Origin of the sequence: Enterobacter oligotrophicus (assembly GCF_009176645.1) — a bacterium.
GTDB classification, from domain to species: Bacteria; Pseudomonadota; Gammaproteobacteria; order Enterobacterales; family Enterobacteriaceae; genus Enterobacter; species Enterobacter oligotrophicus.
Map to the genome: position 1 here is coordinate 132,022 of NZ_AP019007.1, position 18,824 is coordinate 150,845.

General features: G+C 50.0%; 15 protein-coding genes. 12 read left to right on the plus strand and 3 right to left on the minus strand.

All coding sequences use genetic code 11. The annotated features are described in order from the left end of the window. The first annotated feature begins 4 nt into the window (after nt 1-4). From EoCCA6_RS00685 to EoCCA6_RS00705, 5 genes are all read left to right on the plus strand, one after another. Nucleotides 5-1,021: a Zn-dependent oxidoreductase gene (locus EoCCA6_RS00685; protein ID WP_152080998.1), complete on the plus strand. Its 1,017-nt coding sequence runs from the start codon at nt 5-7 to the stop codon at nt 1,019-1,021. Between the two features lie 75 nt (nt 1,022-1,096). Further along, nucleotides 1,097-2,482 (plus strand): MFS transporter, encoded by a 1,386-nt coding sequence (locus EoCCA6_RS00690; RefSeq protein WP_152080999.1) that lies wholly within the window; start codon nt 1,097-1,099, stop codon nt 2,480-2,482. After that, complete coding sequence (gene uxaC, locus EoCCA6_RS00695) at nt 2,479-3,885, plus strand: glucuronate isomerase (protein WP_152081000.1); 1,407 nt, start codon at nt 2,479-2,481, stop codon at nt 3,883-3,885. The genes EoCCA6_RS00690 and uxaC overlap by 4 nt, the downstream gene beginning before the upstream one ends. Before the next feature lie 28 nt (nt 3,886-3,913). Next, nucleotides 3,914-5,458 (plus strand): MFS transporter, encoded by a 1,545-nt coding sequence (locus tag EoCCA6_RS00700; protein ID WP_152081001.1) that lies wholly within the window; start codon nt 3,914-3,916, stop codon nt 5,456-5,458. A 224-nt stretch (nt 5,459-5,682) separates the two neighbouring features. Next, a complete protein-coding gene (locus EoCCA6_RS00705) occupies nt 5,683-7,146 on the plus strand; it encodes a mannitol dehydrogenase family protein (protein ID WP_152081002.1) in 1,464 nt (487 codons plus the stop codon). 42 nt (nt 7,147-7,188) lie between these two features. On the opposite strand, the gene ydfZ is transcribed toward EoCCA6_RS00705, so the two are convergent. Then, the gene (gene ydfZ, locus EoCCA6_RS00710; RefSeq protein WP_152081003.1) at nt 7,189-7,392 is read right to left on the minus strand and encodes a putative selenium delivery protein YdfZ; all 204 of its coding nucleotides are present in this window, start codon (nt 7,390-7,392) and stop codon (nt 7,189-7,191) included. Between the two features lie 289 nt (nt 7,393-7,681). Between ydfZ and EoCCA6_RS00715 the strand changes: the two genes are divergently transcribed. Next, the gene (locus tag EoCCA6_RS00715) at nt 7,682-8,113 is read left to right on the plus strand and encodes a universal stress protein (protein WP_152081004.1); all 432 of its coding nucleotides are present in this window, start codon (nt 7,682-7,684) and stop codon (nt 8,111-8,113) included. 33 nt (nt 8,114-8,146) lie between these two features. On the opposite strand, the gene EoCCA6_RS00720 is transcribed toward EoCCA6_RS00715, so the two are convergent. Then, entirely contained in the window at nt 8,147-8,833 is a 687-nt protein-coding gene (locus EoCCA6_RS00720; protein WP_152081005.1) for a GntR family transcriptional regulator, read from the minus strand. Nucleotides 8,834-8,923: 90 nt separating this feature from the next. Continuing rightward, entirely contained in the window at nt 8,924-9,670 is a 747-nt protein-coding gene (gene ydfG, locus EoCCA6_RS00725) for a bifunctional NADP-dependent 3-hydroxy acid dehydrogenase/3-hydroxypropionate dehydrogenase YdfG (RefSeq protein WP_152081006.1), read from the minus strand. A 143-nt stretch (nt 9,671-9,813) separates the two neighbouring features. On the opposite strand from ydfG, the gene dcp reads away from it, so the two are divergent. The 6 genes from dcp (at nt 9,814) to EoCCA6_RS00755 (ending at nt 18,816) form a co-directional block, all read left to right on the plus strand. Further along, nucleotides 9,814-11,844, plus strand: a complete 2,031-nt coding sequence (gene dcp, locus EoCCA6_RS00730; RefSeq protein ID WP_152081007.1) for a peptidyl-dipeptidase Dcp — start codon at nt 9,814-9,816, stop codon at nt 11,842-11,844. Nucleotides 11,845-12,082: 238 nt separating this feature from the next. Beyond that, nucleotides 12,083-14,581, plus strand: coding sequence for a type VI secretion system Vgr family protein (locus EoCCA6_RS00735; protein WP_152081008.1), 2,499 nt, complete (start codon nt 12,083-12,085; stop codon nt 14,579-14,581). Continuing rightward, complete coding sequence (locus EoCCA6_RS00740; protein ID WP_152081009.1) at nt 14,578-16,716, plus strand: T6SS effector phospholipase Tle3 domain-containing protein; 2,139 nt, start codon at nt 14,578-14,580, stop codon at nt 16,714-16,716. The genes EoCCA6_RS00735 and EoCCA6_RS00740 overlap by 4 nt, the downstream gene beginning before the upstream one ends. A gap of 8 nt (nt 16,717-16,724) precedes the next feature. Then, nucleotides 16,725-17,429, plus strand: a complete 705-nt coding sequence (locus EoCCA6_RS00745; RefSeq protein ID WP_167515517.1) for a T6SS immunity protein Tli3 family protein — start codon at nt 16,725-16,727, stop codon at nt 17,427-17,429. Continuing rightward, the gene (locus tag EoCCA6_RS00750) at nt 17,426-18,121 is read left to right on the plus strand and encodes a T6SS immunity protein Tli3 family protein (RefSeq protein WP_420841607.1); all 696 of its coding nucleotides are present in this window, start codon (nt 17,426-17,428) and stop codon (nt 18,119-18,121) included. The genes EoCCA6_RS00745 and EoCCA6_RS00750 overlap by 4 nt, the downstream gene beginning before the upstream one ends. After that, nucleotides 18,118-18,816, plus strand: coding sequence for a T6SS immunity protein Tli3 family protein (locus EoCCA6_RS00755; RefSeq protein WP_167515518.1), 699 nt, complete (start codon nt 18,118-18,120; stop codon nt 18,814-18,816). The genes EoCCA6_RS00750 and EoCCA6_RS00755 overlap by 4 nt, the downstream gene beginning before the upstream one ends. Nucleotides 18,817-18,824: the final 8 nt, after the last annotated feature.

The window sequence follows — 18,824 nt, forward strand, 5'->3', positions numbered from 1 at the left end:
AACGATGAAAAGCGTAGTCATTCAACAGCCGAACGAACTGGCAATTGAAGAACGCCCGCTCCCTGAGCCTGCCGCCGGGGACGTGCGCGTCAAAATCACGCTGGCGGGGATCTGCGGTTCAGACAGCCATATTTACCGTGGTCATAACCCGTTTGCCAAATACCCGCGCGTCATCGGCCATGAGTTCTTCGGCGTGATTGATGCCGTAGGCGAGGGCGTTGAGCGTTCCCGCCTGGGCCAGCGCGTTTCGGTCGATCCGGTGATCAGCTGCGGCCACTGTTACCCATGCTCGGTGGGTAAACCCAACGTCTGTACCTCGCTGGTGGTGCTGGGTGTTCACCGTGACGGCGGTTTCAGCGAATATGCCGTGGTTCCGGCAAAAAACGCCTGGCCTATTCCGGATGCTATTTCAGACAAACACGCCGTAATGGTGGAGCCGTTTACCATTGCTGCGAACGTGACGGGCCAGGCAAAGCCAACGGAGCAGGATGTTGCGCTGATCTACGGCGCAGGTCCGATGGGGCTGGTCACCGTACAGGCGCTGAAAGGCGTCTACAAGGTGAAGCAGGTTATCGTGGTCGACCGGATTGACGAGCGGCTGGCGATGGCGCAGCGCAGCGGCGCGGATTGGGTATTTAACAATGGCGAACAGCCGTTACAGGCTGCCCTGGAAGAAAAAGGGATCAAACCGACGTTAATTATTGATGCCGCCTGTCATCCGTCGATTCTGCAGGAGGCGATCGCGCTGGCTTCGCCGGCGGCACGTATCGTGCTGATGGGCTTTTCCAGTGACTCAAGCCAGATTGTCCAGCAGGGGATCACCGGGAAAGAGCTGTCGATATTCTCCTCGCGCCTGAACGCCAACAAATTCCCGGTCGTTATCGACTGGCTGGAAAAGGGGCTGATCGACCCGGAAAAACTGATTACCCATACCTTTGACTATCACCACGTAACAGACGCAATCGAACTGTTTGAAAAAGACCAGCGGCAGTGCTGCAAAGTCTTGCTCACGTTCGGCTAATAAAAACACAGCGGTTAAGAGCCTGCATAGACAGGCTCTGAGTGGTACGCATCTTACCTTTCAGAGATAGCTATTATGACTCAAGCACAACCTCAAAGAACGACTTCAGATCTGGTGAAAGCCGCCGTTTCTGGCTGGCTGGGCACCGCTCTGGAGTTTATGGATTTCCAGCTCTACTCGCTGGGCGCTGCTTTGGTATTCCATGAAATCTTCTTCCCTGAACAGTCAGCTGCAATGGCGCTGATTCTGGCGATGGGGACCTACGGCGCGGGCTATATTGCGCGTATCGTCGGAGCCTTTATTTTCGGCAGAATGGGCGACAGTATCGGTCGTAAGAAGGTGCTGTTTATCACCATTACCATGATGGGGATCTGTACCACGCTGATCGGTGTGCTGCCGACCTATGCGCAGATTGGGATTTTCGCGCCGGTGCTACTGGTGACGCTGCGTATTATTCAGGGGCTGGGTGCAGGGGCGGAAATCTCCGGTGCGGGAACCATGCTGGCGGAGTATGCGCCGAAAGGGAAACGCGGCATCATCTCGTCGCTGGTGGCGATGGGGACTAACTGCGGGACGCTGAGCGCGACGGCGATTTGGGCGGTTATGTTTTTTGCCCTCGATCGTGAAGAGCTGGTTGCCTGGGGCTGGCGTGTGCCTTTCCTCGCAAGCGTGGTGGTGATGATTTTTGCCATCTGGCTGCGAATGAACCTCAAAGAGAGCCCGGTATTTGAAAAGGTGAACGATGCTGACGCGGCGACACCAGCGGTTGCGCAGGAGACATCCCTGGGGGCAATGTTCAGAAGCAAATCCTTCTGGCTGGCGACCGGCTTGCGCTTTGGTCAGGCGGGCAATTCAGGTTTGATCCAGACGTTTCTTGCCGGTTATCTGGTGCAGTCATTACTGTTCGATAAAGCAATTCCTACCGACGCGCTGATGATCAGTTCCATCCTCGGCTTTATCTCTATCCCGCTGTTGGGCTGGCTGTCTGACAAAGTCGGGCGTCGTCTGCCGTACATCATTCTCAACATCTCCGCCATTATTCTGGCCTACCCGATGCTGTCGATTATCGTTGATAAAAGCTATGCGCCGGGTGTGATCATGATGTCCATCATCGTTATCCATAACGTTGCGGTGCTGGGGTTATTCGCGCTGGAAAATATCACTATGGCGGAAATGTTTGGCTCACGTAATCGCTTTACCCGCATGGCTATCTCGAAAGAGGCGGGGGGGCTTGTGGCGGTCGGCTTTGGCCCGGTGCTGGCGGGGATCTTCTGCAATATGACCGGTTCCTGGTGGCCCATTGTTGCGATGCTGGTGGCGTACTCGCTGATTGGGTTGATCTCTGCGGTGTTAATGCCGGAAGTACGTGACCGCGATTTGAGCGAGGCGGAAGATGCGGCTGAAGCAAAAGCTCACAAAGGCAAGGCCGGAGAGAATCAAAAATATGGAGCGCTGTTATGAGTTTTATTAACGATAATTTTATGATTGGCAATGCAACGGGCTTACGCTTATATCAAAACGTTGCCAAAAACTTACCCATTATCGACTATCACTGCCATCTTGATGCCAAAGAGATATTCGAGAATAAAAACGCAGAGAATATGACTCAGCTCTGGCTGGGTGGCGATCACTATAAATGGCGAGCGATGCGTGCGAACGGTATTGATGAAAAATACATTACCGGAAATGCCTCACCGGAGGAAAAGTTCGCTGCATGGGCGGAAACGGTAGAAGCCAGTTTTGGTAATCCGCTTTATCACTGGACGCATTTAGAACTGAGTCATTACTTCTTCTGTGACGAGCAGCTTGGTAGCCATAACTGGCGCGACATTATGGAGCACTGCAATCGTTTATTGCAACGCCCCGATTTTGCGCCTCGGGAGCTGATTAACCGTTCAAACGTCGAAGTGATCTGTACCACAGATTCACCGCTGGACACATTGCACTACCACCAGCTATTACGTGACGACGAAACATTTTTAGTGAAGGTGCTGCCTACGTTCCGTCCGGATGATGTTTTTGCAGAAAGTCCGGCGCAGTTTGCCACCTTTGTTGAACGATTATCCGCGCTGACAGGGGTAAATATTCATTCGTTTTCTGATTTCTCTACCGCGCTCGGAATGCGTATTGATTATTTCCATGAAATGGGATGCCGTATTTCGGATCACGGCCCGGTCGAAATACATTATCAGGCTGCCGATGAACAATCGGTTGAAGCCATTTTTGCGCGCAAATGCAAAGGGGAGGGGATTAATCATCTGGATAATGCGGTTCTGGACAGTGCCATATTTATTATGCTGGCAAAGCACTATAAACAGCACAACTGGGCGATGCAAATTCACTTTGGTGCGATTCGCAATAATAATACCCGGATGTACCAGACGTTGGGGCTGAATACCGGGTTCGATTCCATAACCGATCAGTCTCATCTGGCTTCAAGCCTGAACGGGCTTTTAGATGCCATGTCACAGAATGGAGGGCTACCCAAAACAATACTCTATAACCTTAATGCCAGTTATAACGATATCGTTGCCTCTACCATTGCCAATTTCCAGTCTGCTGAACTCGGCGTGAAGTCGCCGATGCAGTTTGGTTCCGGTTGGTGGTTTAACGACACGCGGCGGGGGATGGAAAATCAACTTAACAGTCTTGCCGACCAGGGTTTGTTAATGAATTTTGTCGGTATGCTCACAGATTCAAGAAGTCTGGTTTCTTATACCCGGCATGATTATTTTCGCAGGATCTTGTGTAATTTAATTGGCGGTTGGGTAGAAAAAGGGGAAGTCCCCGATAATAACAAGATACTCACAAAAATGATAAGCAATATTTGCCACGATAACGCTCATAACTATTTTAAATTTTAAATAACTACTCTTAGAGTGGGGATAGAACATGTTACGCAAAAATAAAAATGTAACCATCCCGGTCAGTATTGGGTATGGATTAACAGACATTATGGGCGGTGGTGCATTTACCGTCATTGGTGCCTGGCTACTGTTTTTTTATACGACATTTGTGGGTTTGTCACCTGTCGAAGCGGCATCGATAGTTGCTATTGCCAGGATTGTCGATGCTGTCGTCAGTCTTTTTATGGGGAGTTATACCGATCACTTTTATAAGAATTATTTCGGGAAGAAATTCGGTCGCCGTCGTTTCTTCTTGCTGATCGGGGCACCGCTGATGCTGGTGTATGCCTTGCTCTGGCTTGATGGCATGACGTATGGTTTTTATCTTGCAGTCTACCTGGCGTTTGAAATTATTGCCGCGATGGTCTTGATCCCCTGGGAAACATTACCTTCGGAGATGACCAAAGATTTTAACCAGAGAACGAAGCTGTCAACCTGTCGCATGTTTCTCTCTGCATCTGGAACATTTCTGGCAACGTTTATTCCAGGCTTACTCATTGGCTACTTTGGTGAAAAAAGTGCCGAAGCCTATCTTATTAACGGTGTGATCTTTGCCGTGTTGTTTATGATTTGCGTATTTATCTCCTGGAAAGTGACATGGGAACGCGAACTGACTCCTGAAATGCTGGCTGAGCTTGAAAAAACCGAGCGGCAAAAAACGCTGGCTGAAAAGTTAGCTGCATTTGGACGTCTGTTTAAAGATTATGGTTCCACCCTTAAAATTCGTGCATTCAGAAAACATCTGGCGATATACCTGCTCTCTTTTACCGGAAAGGATGTTTACAACACCGTATTCGTCTTCTTCTGTGTTTATTGCCTGAATGTTTCTTCTTCGCTGGCAGGCAGCCTGCTGTCGATGAGTATCGTCGGGTTGCCGGTTACCCTGATTGCCGGTATCGGGATCATTAAGTTTGGCCCGTCGAAACTGTATGTCTTTGCCTACTCTCTGATGATGCTCTGCCTGGGCGGGTTCTTTGCTGTGTACCAGATCCCGGCACTGAATACTGTCGCGACGCTGGTTATTCTGGCGGGTTTGTATCAGGTTGGGCGCTGCGTACTGGAATTTACGCCGTGGAACGTATTCCCGTTTATTCCAGACATCGACGAAATGGTAAGCCACCAGCGTCGGGAAGGGCTGTTTGCCGCCGTGATGACCTTCTCCCGCAAAACCACCGTTGCTATCGCCACCTTTATTGTTGGCCTCCTGCTGCAAAACGGTGGGTTCGTGAAAGGAAGCCAGACGCAACCGCCGGAAGCTATTCACACTATCGCTATGTTGATGTTTATCGGCACTGCGGGGCTGCTGATCCTTGCTCTGTGGCAGGCATTAACATTCCATTTGAACAAACGCACGCATAAAATTTTTGTTGATGAACTGGACCGACTGAAAGCAAAAGGTTCACCGCAGCATGCCACACCTGAGGCACGTCGCGTGGTGGAAGATCTTACTGGCTATTCCTACGATTCGTTGTGCCGTGAGCCTGAGCATGCAGAAGATAGCGTGGCAGTCCGGTCGTCGTCAGTGAGCTAACATGGTTTACATCTATTGCCTTAGATGTCACACAACTTGAAGTTTGTATCACACCAATTAGAAGAAAGTTAACGTAAATCAATATTCAGACCAGCACATTCAGTATGGTTACGGGTAAAGAAATAACGCATTAACTACCATTCTAGTTGGTGTAGTCAGCAGGTCGAGCGGTAACGTGGCCGCGGCGGCAAAACGATCCTCAATTACATTTACGAGTCACAATCATGGAAAACCGATTATTACAGGCGAAGGCGACACTTCCTCATTACGACCGTGAGCGTCTCAACGCACGTATTGTGCATTTAGGATTTGGTGCGTTTCACCGTGCGCATCAGGCAGTCTATACCGATATCCTTGCTGCTGAACACGGCAGCGACTGGGGCTACTGCGAAGTAAACCTGATTGGCGGCGAGCAACAGATTGCCGATCTTAAGGCGCAGGACAACCTCTATACCGTGGCGGAAATGTCAGCCGATGCCTGGACTTCACGCGTAGTCGGCGTGGTGAAAAATGCGCTGCACGCGCAGGTTGACGGGCTGGAGAGCGTGCTGGCGGCGATGTGTGAACCGCAGGTGGCGATTGTATCACTGACTATCACAGAGAAAGGTTACTGCCACTCACCGGCCACCGGGCAATTAATGCTCGATCACCCGTTTATCGCTGCTGATTTGCAAAATCCGCACCAGCCTAAATCTGCGCCGGGCGTTGTGGTTGAAGCACTGGCGCGTCGTAAAGCGGCGGGTTTGCCAGCCTTCAGCGTGATGTCCTGCGACAATATGCCGGAAAACGGTCACGTCATGCGAAACGTCACCTGTGCTTATGCACGCGCTGTGGACGGTGAGCTGGCAGACTGGATTGAAGCCAATGTGACCTTCCCGTCAACGATGGTGGATCGTATTGTTCCGGCGGTGACTGCGGAAACGCTGGATAAAATCGAACAGCTGACCGGCGTGCGTGATCCGGCAGGTGTGGCCTGTGAACCGTTCCGTCAGTGGGTGGTAGAAGATAATTTTGTCGCCGGACGACCAGAGTGGGAAAAAGCCGGTGCTGAACTGGTGTCTGACGTTATTCCGTTTGAGGAAATGAAGTTGCGTATGCTCAACGGCAGCCACTCTTTCCTGGCGTACCTTGGGTATCTGGCTGGTTATCAGCACATTAACGACTGCATGGAAGACGCGAACTACCGTACAGCCGCGCACGCGCTAATGCTGAAAGAGCAGGCCCCTACGCTCAAAGTGAAAGGGGTCGATTTAGGTCACTATGCCGATCTGCTGATCGCGCGCTACAGCAACCCGGCTCTGCGTCACCGGACATGGCAGATTGCGATGGATGGCAGCCAAAAGCTCCCGCAGCGTATGCTCGATTCCGTGCGCTGGCACCTGGTGCACCAGAAAGACTTCCCGCTGCTGGCACTTGGTGTGGCGGGGTGGATGCGCTATGTCGGTGGCGTGGACGAGCAGGGGAACGCCATTGAAGTGAGCGATCCGCAGCTGGCGGTGATCCAGGCAGCCGTAAACGGCAGTGCAGAAGGTGAAAGCCGCGTGAAGGCGCTGTTGGATATCGAGGCTATCTTTGGAACAGAATTACCGAAGGAAGCGGTGTTTGTTGACGCGGTGATGGCGGCATACCAGACATTACTTCAGAAAGGCGCGAAAGCAACGGTTGCGCAGTACGCGGCGCAGCTGTAACCCATCACATGCCGCCGTTCACGGCGGCATGATTTGCACGTTTTAGTGCATTCCCAGGCGAATCAGTTCGATCGGTTCAAACTTACCTTCGCATCCTTCCACTTCAACCGTTTTGCTGCGACGCACCTGTGCGGCATCAAGGCCGTTGCTGTGAATCGCTTTAATTACACCAGTGTGTCCTGTGCCGTTGATCATGACCCGGCTGCCGGTCGTAATTGCGTTGCGGTTTCGGTCGTATGTCATCATGGTATTTTCTCCTCTCTAACGTATCCGTTACGGCGCTATTCTGGTTTTGCCGTTCACGGGGCACTATAAATACGCCTGTCTGCACTTCGTTTTTTTGTTTTTGATCAAACTCACACTTTTTTCTCAATATTGGTGGCTGCTGACAGTTCAGGGCAGCAATTTACAAACTGGACAGTTATTTTCGCAGAATGATAGTTTCTGCAGGTAAGTGTTGAGGCTTCGTTTATATTGCAGATGTCAAACTTAGATCAGGAAATAATCCTTTCACTGGAATAAGGGAGTCAGGCTTATGTACAAAAAGATTTTGATGCCTGTTGATGTGTTTGAAATGGACTTGAGCGACAAAGCGGTACGCCACGCGGCTAATCTGGCAAAGACGGAAGGTGCGTCGATTACGCTGGTTAATATTCTGCCGGGCAGCAGCCGGTCATTGTTACGTGGATTTAATGCCGATATCAGAAAGTTTGAAGCGTATATGACCGCCGAGTCCGAAAAAAAGATGACGGACCTCAAGCGGTTATTCGATATTGCCCCGGAAGATATTCACTGCGTAGTACGCTTCGGTAATGTGCGCGATGAAATAATCAAGCTAAGCAAAGAAGGGGAATATGATGTTATCGTCATCGGATCAAAAAATCCGAGTATCACCACCCATCTGCTCGGCTCGAACGCCGAATCCATCTTGCGCTATGCCAGCATCCCGGTATTAGTCGTTCGTTAATCACCACGCCGCAACCGAAAGGGGGCGGCGAATTTAGTCTTCGCTGAACCAGTCGCTATTTTCCTGACGAATTAACTGCACAGATTCGCTAATTTCCTGCAGGTGCAGCGTCATGGCTTTTTCAACAGCGTCGGTGTCACGCTTTTCCAGCGCATTAAAAATATCATGGTGTTGTCGAAGTAACATTTCCGGTGGTGAGACATGATCAAGGCTCATGTAGCGCACGCGGTCAATGGTGGCTTTGATATTTTCAATGGTATCCCAGGCCAGCTGACAATCAGCGATTTGGGCCAGCTTCTGGTGAAACTCATCATCAAGCTGGAAAAAGTCGTTCAATTGCTTACGGTCGATGGCGATGCGCTGCTGATGAAGATTCTGTTCCAGCAGGTAACACTGGTTGTCATTAATCAGCGAGGCGGCGCGGCGTACCACTGCGCACTCAATCGCCTGACGGACAAAACAGCCGTTTCGCACCTGAGAAAGGGAAATTTTATTTACATAGCTGCCGCGTTGCGGGCGGATCTGAATCAGACCGTTCTCTGCAAGTTTAATGAATGCTTCGCGCACAGGCTGACGAGAGACATCAAAACGGACGGATACCTCTTTCTCAGAGAGCGGCGTTCCTGGCGGGATCAGGCAGTGAACGATATCACGTCGCAGAATGCGATAGATTTGCTGATTAACAGGCTGGGTAGGATTGAGTTGCGATTCAGCGGCCATGTGTTGTGGTTTCTCAGAGAGTTAACCTGCACATACTACCATTCTTTTGTCTGTCATCACATCCCCGGCCCGCAGGCCGGGAAGGGTAAATTAACCACGATGGACGCTAAGTCCGGCAAAACTCTGGCTGACAGGCATCATTTCAACGGTGTTGATATTAACGTGTTTTGGCAAGGTCGCGACCCACCAGACGGTCTCGGTAACATCTTCCGGCGTCAGCGCATTGGCATTTTCGTAGGTTTTATCCGCTTTTGCGTCGTCGCCTTTGAAACGGACGTTAGAGAACTCCGTACCACCAACCAGACCAGGCTCGATATCGGTCACGCGAATCGCAGTGCCGTGCAGGTCGGTGCGCAGATTCAGGCTGAACTGGCGTACAAACGCTTTGGTCGCACCATAGACGTTACCCCCCGCGTAAGGCCAACTGCCCGCGGTTGAACCGATGTTGATGATATGGCCGCGATTGCGTTCAACCATGCCAGGCAACACGGCGCGGGTCATATACACCAGCCCTTTATTGTTGGTGTCGATCATATTTTCCCAGTCTTCCACGCTGGCTTTATGGGCAGGTTCCATACCCAACGCCAGACCGGCATTGTTCACCAGCACGTCGATGTCACGCCATTCGGCAGGCAGGTTAGCTATCATCTCTTCAATGGCGGCACGGTTACGCACGTCCAGCTGTGCGGTCAAAATGCTGTCACCCAGCTCATCTTTCAGCTCCTGCAGACGTTCCTGACGACGGCCTGTCGCAATCACTTTATGACCGTTGGCGACGAAGCGGCGCGTGATGCATTCACCAAAACCTGCTGTCGCCCCGGTAACTAAAATAATCATCTCACTGTTCCTCAACGCTTTTTGTGTTTTACTACCATAGCACGCTCTCAGGTACCCCGTTAAGGCAACATTTGTATGACGGCATTGCAGGGCGCGGCGGCCTGGCCTACTCTGGGGAGATATACCGTTCTCAGGAGTAAACGATGTCGGTCAACAATCCTTTCTTTGAAATCAGCCCGTTACCTTATCAGGCTCCTCGTTTCGACGAGATTACCGATAGCCACTATCGCCCGGCATTTGACGAAGCCATGCGCCAGAAACGCGCGGAAATCGACGCTATCGTCGCGCAAACGACAGAACCGGACTTTAAAAACACCGTGCTGGCGCTGGAAAAAAGCGGGGCCATGATGTCCCGCGTCAGCAGCGTGTTCTTCGCGATGACTTCCGCGCATACCAATGATGTTTTACAAGCGCTGGACGAACAGTTCTCGACGGAACTGGCAGCGCTCGCGAACGACATCTGGCTTAACGAGTTGCTTTTCTCCCGCGTGGAGGCTGTCTGGCGGGAGCGCGCGGCGCTGGATGCCGAGTCCCGCCGTCTGGCAGAAGAGACGTATCAGCACTTTGTTCTGGCGGGGGCTCGTCTGAATGATGCAGAAAAAGCGGAGCTGAAGGCGTTAAATACCGAGTCGGCTTCCCTGACGAGCCAGTTTAACCAGCGACTTCTGGCGGCAAATAAAGCGGGCGGGCTGGTTGTGGACTATGTTCACCAGCTTGATGGACTCAGCGCCGATGAGATTGCAACGGCGGCGCAGGCCGCGGCAGAAAAAGGGCTGAACGATCGGTGGCTGATCCCCTTGCTTAATACCACGCAGCAGCCCGCGCTCTCTGCACTTCGCGATCGTCAGACCCGCGAAAATTTATTCAACGCGGGCTGGGTACGTACGCAGAAGGGTGATGAAAATGATACCCGTGCGTTGATCCGCCGTCTCACGGCATTACGCGCGCGTCAGGCGCAACTGCTCGGCTTCGAAAACTATGCCAGCTGGAGCATTGCCGATCAGATGGCGAAAACGCCAGCCGCGGCGCTGGCGTTTATGCGGGGTATTGTTCCTGCGGCGCGCTCGCGCGCAGAGCGTGAGCAGGCCGACATTCAGAAAGTGATTGACGATGAGCAGGGCGGATTTACGGTTCAGGCATGGGACTGGGCGTTTTATGCTGAGCGCGTGCGTCTGGGGCAATATGCGCTGGATGAGTCGCAAATAAAACCGTACTTTGCGCTCAATACCGTGCTGCATGACGGCGTATTCTGGGCCGCGAACCAGTTGTTTGGGATCAGTTTCGTGGAGCGTTTTGACATTCCTGTCTATCACCCGGACGTTCGCGTATGGGAAATCTTTGACCACACCGGCGAAGGAATGGCGCTGTTCTACGGTGATTTCTTCGCCCGCGACTCCAAAAGCGGCGGTGCGTGGATGGGGAATTTCGTTGAGCAGTCATACGAATTTTCCGCGCGTCCGGTCATATACAACGTGTGTAATTACCAAAAGCCGGCGCAGGGGCAGACAGCGCTCCTCTCCTGGGATGACGTCATCACCTTGTTCCATGAATTCGGACATACGCTGCACGGCCTGTTTGCAACCCAGCGGTACGCCACGCTCTCCGGTACTAACACGCCGCGCGATTTTGTAGAGTTTCCGTCGCAAATTAACGAGCACTGGGCCAGCCATCCGCAGGTATTTGCGCATTATGCGCGTCACTATGAAACCAACGAACCAATGCCGGACACGCTACGGGATAAGATGCTTAGCGCGACCCAGTTCAACAAAGGCTACGACATGACGGAGCTGCTGAGCGCCGCGCTGCTGGATATGAACTGGCACGAGATCAGCGAGCCAGTGGAGGATGTTGAGGCTTTTGAAGCGCATGCACTGAAAAAAGAGGGGCTGGATCTCCCCGCCGTACCGCCTCGCTATCGCAGCAGCTATTTCGCCCATATTTTTGGTGGCGGCTATGCAGCAGGGTACTACGCGTACCTTTGGACGCAAATGCTCGCGGACGATGGCTATCAGTGGTTTGTTGAGCAGGGCGGCCTGACGCGAGAAAACGGGCAAACGTTCCGCGAGGCGATTTTATCACGCGGGAACAGCAGCGATCTGGAAGCACTATACCGCGACTGGCGCGGGCACGATCCGAAGCTGGAGCCGATGTTGAAGAATCGTGGGTTAAGTTAACGAGTTAACGCTTTCACTTTGCCTCTCTCCCACAAGGAGAGGGGCGTCTGAATTAAAAAAGCGAAAAGAGTTAGATATAATATAAAAAGCCCCCCTGTAATTAATATATTTAATTTTTATTGTTGGGGGTAAATTTATTCTTTTGATAAATGTATTGAATTAATAGTAGATGAAAACGTATTTCTCTCCGGGAAAAGTGGTCGTATAATTTTTGCGGCTTACTTAAACGGATGTTCCTATGAAAGAGCAATTTCCCCTACAACAGCAGGACACATTAAACAGGTATCTCCTTTTTTTTTATAGTAAGGATGTGATAGCCGATGTCCATTCCTTTATAGCAACGGAAGCGCTTAGTACCCCTTATCGTTACACGATACGTTTCACCTCTAAAGAATCAAATATCCCGGTAGAAAGAATACTCAATCATTGTGCAGAATTTCATATTCGCGAGCCTAACCCTAAAGCCGCCTGGCATGGACAAACCCCCTGGCTTCCTGTCAGACGGGTAAATGGCACCATCACCTCGTTGGCGCGTATCAAATCATCGGCTGATGAAGCGTTTTATGAATGTGTTCTGGAACACGAACTTTCGTTACTGAACAGAAATTATCGCTCCGCTGTTTATATGAATTTGTCTGTACCGGAACTGGTTAAAAAATTAATGACAGACAGTGGCTACTTTGAAGGGTTTAACATCGATTTTGATAAGCTCAGCCACCATTACCCTCGGCGCGAAATGGTCATCCAATGGAAAGAGACGGATCTCCAGTTTATTCAACGTTTACTGGCCGAAGTAGGGATCTTTTTCCGTTTTGAAAATCACGAAAAAGTGCAAAGCGAAGTTGTCGTCATTTTTGGTGATTCCTCCGGCCAGTATGTGTTTTGTGACCGGGCTATCCCTTATGTACGCCGTTCAGGCATGACTAGCTACAACGAATATATTACCGACCTGGAAGAAAAACATACTCTGGTTTCCGGAAGCGCATTGGTCCGAAGCTATAACTACCGAATTCCCTTTTCACCGCAAAAAAATAAAGCAATAGCCTCTCATGACATACCAGAGGGAATTACTTGCGGACAGGAATACCACTATGCCGATCCCTTCAGGGAAGAAGGTGATTTGTTTGGCGATGAAACCGAAACCGCCGCATTCTACGCACGCGTCCGGCATGAGCGACTCCTTAACGAGCAGTGCCTCCTGAGCGCAACCACCAGCGATCCTGTTCTAATTCCAGGCACTGTGTTTACGCCTGGCGGCCCTGTACCTCAATCGTTCACACGGGGCCTGGTGGTGACAAGGCTGACAATTACAGGCAGTCGCTCAGAATATTATCAGAGTGTCATCAACGGCATACCCTACGTTGACGGTTATAGCTATCGTCCAGCTTATTCTTCCCGCCCTGTGATTACCGGAACCGTACCTGCACGCATAGCCTCCCTGGGCAGCAATAAAACCTATGCAGGGATAGACGCTCAGGGCCGCTACCGGGTGAAGTTTGATTTTGATTTAGCTGAAAAGCGTGAAGGGTTTGAAAGCGCATTGATACGGTTAGGCCGTCCTTATGGGGGCGAGACTTACGGTTTTCATTTCCCGCTACTCAATGGCACCGAAGTGGCTGTTTCGTTTGAGGGAGGCGATCCGGACAGGCCGTTTATCGCGCATGTTTTGCATAATGGCAGAGCGCCGGACCTGGTGACAAACAGTAACAACACCCGCAACGTTATTCGCACTGCTGGCCTGAATAAAATCCGGCTTGAAGACAAGCGGGGGCAGGAACATATCAAGATTTCCACAGAGCACGGGAAAAGCCAGTTAAGCGTAGGCAATCTCGTCGATGCGCAAGGGAAACCGCGCGGAGAAGGTATTGAGGGGCGTACTGATGACCGCATAGCGCTACGTGGCGGTAAAGGCGTTTTAATTACAACAGAGCCTCAGCCTCGCGCGCAGGGCAAGCAACTGGATATGGCCGCTGCCATTACGCAGCTTGAGAAAGCGTTAAGCATCGCAAATACGCTTCAACAATGCGCCGCCGCGGCCGGAGCCAGTGAGACGGAGACGGCGTCACAACATGAACTAAAGGCCATGCTTGATAAGCTGACGGGAGCGGGGCTTCTGAGCTATGCCGACCAGGGGCAAGCGCACGTAACTCCACAAACTCTGCAGCTTTCAGCGGGTAACGATTTGGTTGCCACGGCGGGGAATAACGGCAGTGTGAATATTGTCAAAAAACTGTCGGTTGCCGCAGGCGAAAAATTCTCTTTATTTGTGCGCAAACTTGGCATTCAGTTGATCGCCAGCAAAGGCGATATCACTACTCAGGCACAACGCGGCGCAGTACATCTGTTTTCACAGCAGGATTTCACGCTGATGAGTTCAGAAGGGCGGATGAACGGCAGCGCGAAAAAAGGGATTCAACTTAGCTGTGGCGGTGGCGGGATTCGTATTAATCCCAATGGGCTTGTAGAAATATTTTCGCCGACAGGCGTAGAAATAAAAGCCCCTGGCTTTAAATACGATGGCCCTGAAAGCGTTCAGGTGCAAGCGCCGGCATTTAAAGAGGGGACTTTCCAGAAACGCTATCAACTGCAGACGGACGGGCAACCCATTGCGAATCAAAAATTTAAACTGACAAGTTCCTCCGGCCAGGTCACGGAAGGTATGACTGACAGTAACGGCAATTCGCCGCTACTTGATGCCACAGACTTAGATACCTACATCATGGAGTTAGTTGAATGACGGAACAGAATAAAAGCCCTTATCGGCCTCGTGTTGTTTCTCAGGGGGATATTCCGGCACATAAAGGTGCCGGACTTGCAGCCTGTACCACCGTCGTGAGTATCCCTCGTCCTATGCCAGGGATCGTCATCCTTATTCATGGTGTGAATGATGTAGGTGAAGCCTATCAGAATCAGGAAAAAGGTATTATTGCCGGATTATCGAAGCGGCTGAATCGCGATGATATGTATCCTCATGGATGGAATCATTTTCAGATTTCAGACGCTGGCGAAAATTGTGCAAAAATCTGTAAGCCGGGCAGAAGCCCCGTTATTCCTTTTTATTGGGGATATAAACCCGTCACATATGCAGACTGGAAAACAGACCAGCAACGCTACCGTGATGAAGTGGGTAAACTTTCCGGAGATGCCAGGCTGCCTTATGACGCTTATCAGGAGTTTGACCCTGAGAAAAAAGCCGCCGCGGGTAATGATGGTAAAGGACCATTTAAATTTCAAAATGATAACTTTGCTAACGCACTTGATGAGAACTATGCCAAAGGCGGTGGTGTGTTCGCCAATGCGACAACCTGCATTCCGGATATGTTAGGCCCTGGTTCCGCTGGGTTAAGTTATGATTTGGTAGCGAAAATGTCTCGTAATCCCTCAGACGGGGATTACACCCATGCGATGTATTCCAACCCGCACCGGATATACCAGTTTTTTGCGGCGCAACGGCTTGCTGATTTAATACTCCAGATTAGACGTGAGCCCGTAACCAAAGATGATGTAATTAATATAGTTGCCCATAGCCAGGGGACAATCATTACTATGCTGGCGAATATGCTTGTTAAAAAAGAGGGGGTAGATCCCGTTAACTGTGTCATTTTGAACCACTCCCCTTATTCACTGGAAAGCCGGATTCTGGAGGATGCCTCACCGGGTTACCAGCAAGATGAAGACGCCAGAGTCCAGACCTTTAAAAATTTTTGCGCACTTATGCAGACAATGTACAAAGGTGATTATTTTTCAGACGCTGAATTACTGGCGATGGAAAGCACTATCACACTGCGGAAACCGTCTGACAATCCATTGCGTAAGGATGAAAAGTTCAGGCGAAATAACAGTGGCAAAGTCTATAACTATTTTTGTCCTCAGGATGGCACAGTATCACTTCTGCCAGTTCAGGGTTTCGGCTGGCGTGGGATACCGCACGCTATTGCAGATGGAATTCCCAACTTACGGCAACGGGTATTTTGCCAGCACCACAAAGTCGGTGTTAAAGAGACTGAAATGTTTAAAATGCCGCCTGAGCAGGAGAATGATTTTTCTTATTCCATTGCGAAAAATGCCGCCTATAAATTTAATGACATCAGGATAAACGGAGAGGAATTACCTGAACCGTTTGATTTTGAATTGCAGGGCCAGGGGAATCATAAGGATAACGATCCAAAAACGAGCGATAAGCCCTATACCGCCTATATCGATCCGGACAGCCCGGATGCTTATATCTCTTATTCTGCCAAAGCCTACGCGCTTAAACGTACCGAATCTGCAACCTATTCCGTTAACAGTTATCAGAGTATTGGCTGGTTCCCCGGTCATGTGCTGTCAAAAGAAGAACTGGCAGTGGAGAGCATCAGCCACAAGAAAACAATGATCCACGGCATTGTGACCGGGACCAGAGATTTCCAGAATCTCCGACTGACGTGGATGAAATCAGAGGAAGACCTACGTAAGGAATGGCAGAGGACCGACCCGGTGGGTTACAGCCAGCATTCATCGATTGTTATGAGCAAATATGCACCATCTCACGCAATAGCCTACGACCTGGCAATTGGTCAATGTAAAGCATTCGATTACAGGGCTGGAAAGTTTTGGGAAGATTTATTGCATCGTGCTGACTGGCGGGATCATCAGAATAAAAATCCGCAAGCGAGAGAGTATTTCCTTACGGGAAGGTTAAATGCAGCACTAACCAAAGATTTCATGAATAAACCTGATGGTGCTTTACCCGTAGGTAAATATGGTGTAGTGAACTCCTTCAAAGGTGGTAAAAAAGTTATCCCGTCACGTGATCTCGCCGCCGGGAATCAGGAGGTGTCGATCCTACAATGGGATATGCCAGAACCAAAAAGTGACAGTGAATTAATCTAAGGAAAGATATGAAAAAATTAACCAATGTGCTAATCCTTGCGGCTAGTATGCTGGCAATGAACAGCCAGGCCAGACAATTACAGGAGCCGCCTACACAGGTTATTTATCGGTTCGACGATCACCGCTATCTTGAATTGAAAGGCTGGGATTGTGAGGGAGAACTCTGGTTTACCGATACAAAAAGAAATATACATTCACAAATTTATTATCAGTTTTACCGGATATTTACACGAAATTTCGTACATCCGTCCGAGCGTTATTTAGCAGTCACTGGCTGGGGGGGAGGAGCATTTCGGGTTTCTAAGGATTATGGAAAAACATGGCAACTCGTACAGTTTTCACCCGGTGAAAATGAACCGAATGGAGATTCATCCCCACCCTACGACGATATTATTTCGTTCACGGTGGTAAACGATCAGGGATTTTTACAGACAAAACACAGTCTTTATATGTCCTCAAAACCATTTGATGATCCTCGTCTGGCTGCTGGCGGACCAGGGATAACTTATACGCTTGATGACGGGGATGTATATCATATCGATCCGCGTTCACCGGGACCTGCCTGGGGACTGGATTACATTACAAAACGCGCATTAAAAAACGATATAGCGAAATATCATACCAATTATCAGAACTTGCCAGATAAAACTCCGGAAGTGAAAAACTACACCGGGTGGGATCATATGCGCTGCGATATGGATGCGGGCCGATGATAAAAAGACTACTTTCCGGACTGATACTTATGGTCGCAGTGAACAGCCAGGCCAGACAACTACAGGAGCCGCCGACACAGATCGTCTATCGGTTTGACGATCACCGCTACCTTGAATTAAAAGGCTGGGATTGTGAGGGGGAACTCTGGTTTACAGATACAAAACGAGGCATACATAGTCAGGTATGGAGTCAGTTTTATCGGATATTCACTAAGAGATTCGTTCATCCATCAGAACGCTATATTGCCATATCCGCATGGGGAGGAGGGTTTACAGTATCAAAGGACTATGGACGAACCTGGAGCGGTGCTCATTATTCTCCCGGAGAAAATGAACCAGACGGAATGAACTTACCACCTTACGACGATATTATTTCGTTCACGGTAGTAAACGATCAGGGATTTTTACAGACAAAACACAGCCTTTATATGTCCTCAAAACCATTTGATGATCCTCGTCTGGCGGCAGGCGGACCAGGGATAACTTATACGCTTGATGACGGAGATGTATATCATATCGATCCGCGTTCACCGGGACCTGCCTGGGGACTGGATTACATTACAAAACGCGCATTAAAAAACGATATAGCGAAATATCATACCAATTATCAGAACTTGCCAGATAAAACCCCGGAAGTGAAAAACTACACCGGGTGGGATCATATGCGCTGCGATATGGATGCGGGCCGATGATAAAAAGACTACTTTCCGGACTGATAGTTATGGTTGCAGTGAACAGCCAGGCCAGACAATTACAGGAGCCGCCGACACAGGTTATTTATCGGTTCGACGATCACCGCTATCTTGAATTAAAAGGCTGGGATTGTGAGGGCGAGCTTTGGTATATCGATACGCAACGAGGAATTCGTTCTGAACCAGTGAGCCAATTTTACCGAATATTCACGAAAAAATTCGTCCATCCGTCTGAGCGCTATATTACCATTACTGGATGGGGGGCTGGTGGTTTTATGGCATCAAAGGATTATGGAAAAACCTGGCAGCTTGTACAGTTCTCCCCTGGAGAAAATGAACCAAATGGTGATAACCATGCGCCTTACGACGATATTATTTCGTTCACGGTGGTAAACAATCAGGGATTTTTACAGACAAAGCACAGCCTTTATATGTCCTCAAAACCATTTGATGATCCACGCGTTGTAACTGGTGGACCGGGAATACCTTACACAGCCTCAGATGGCTCCGTTGGTCGCTTAGAGCCCGGCTCTGCTGGTGAAGCATGGGGAATGGTATATATGACGAAACGAGCGCTGGTGAACAGTATCCATCAGTTTAAATCCAACTATCAGAATATGCCTGATGCAGTCCCGAAAGTAATAAACTACACCGGGTGGGATCATATGCGCTGCGATATGGATGCAGGGAAATAAGGATAAAA

Excerpts from the sequence above, each read along its gene's own strand:
- EoCCA6_RS00755 (WP_167515518.1), top strand. The coding sequence starts at position 18,118 with ATGATAAAAAGACTACTTTCCGGACTGATAGTTATGGTTGCAGTGAAC.
- dcp (WP_152081007.1), top strand. The coding sequence starts at position 9,814 with ATGTCGGTCAACAATCCTTTCTTTGAAATCAGCCCGTTACCTTATCAG.
- EoCCA6_RS00700 (WP_152081001.1), top strand. The coding sequence starts at position 3,914 with ATGTTACGCAAAAATAAAAATGTAACCATCCCGGTCAGTATTGGGTAT.
- EoCCA6_RS00740 (WP_152081009.1), top strand. The coding sequence starts at position 14,578 with ATGACGGAACAGAATAAAAGCCCTTATCGGCCTCGTGTTGTTTCTCAG.
- EoCCA6_RS00685 (WP_152080998.1), top strand. The coding sequence starts at position 5 with ATGAAAAGCGTAGTCATTCAACAGCCGAACGAACTGGCAATTGAAGAA.
- uxaC (WP_152081000.1), top strand. The coding sequence starts at position 2,479 with ATGAGTTTTATTAACGATAATTTTATGATTGGCAATGCAACGGGCTTA.
- EoCCA6_RS00735 (WP_152081008.1), top strand. The coding sequence starts at position 12,083 with ATGAAAGAGCAATTTCCCCTACAACAGCAGGACACATTAAACAGGTAT.
- EoCCA6_RS00715 (WP_152081004.1), top strand. The coding sequence starts at position 7,682 with ATGTACAAAAAGATTTTGATGCCTGTTGATGTGTTTGAAATGGACTTG.
- EoCCA6_RS00745 (WP_167515517.1), top strand. The coding sequence starts at position 16,725 with ATGAAAAAATTAACCAATGTGCTAATCCTTGCGGCTAGTATGCTGGCA.
- ydfZ (WP_152081003.1), bottom strand. The coding sequence starts at position 7,392 with ATGATGACATACGACCGAAACCGCAACGCAATTACGACCGGCAGCCGG.
- ydfG (WP_152081006.1), bottom strand. The coding sequence starts at position 9,670 with ATGATTATTTTAGTTACCGGGGCGACAGCAGGTTTTGGTGAATGCATC.
- EoCCA6_RS00690 (WP_152080999.1), top strand. The coding sequence starts at position 1,097 with ATGACTCAAGCACAACCTCAAAGAACGACTTCAGATCTGGTGAAAGCC.
- EoCCA6_RS00750 (WP_420841607.1), top strand. The coding sequence starts at position 17,426 with ATGATAAAAAGACTACTTTCCGGACTGATACTTATGGTCGCAGTGAAC.
- EoCCA6_RS00705 (WP_152081002.1), top strand. The coding sequence starts at position 5,683 with ATGGAAAACCGATTATTACAGGCGAAGGCGACACTTCCTCATTACGAC.
- EoCCA6_RS00720 (WP_152081005.1), bottom strand. The coding sequence starts at position 8,833 with ATGGCCGCTGAATCGCAACTCAATCCTACCCAGCCTGTTAATCAGCAA.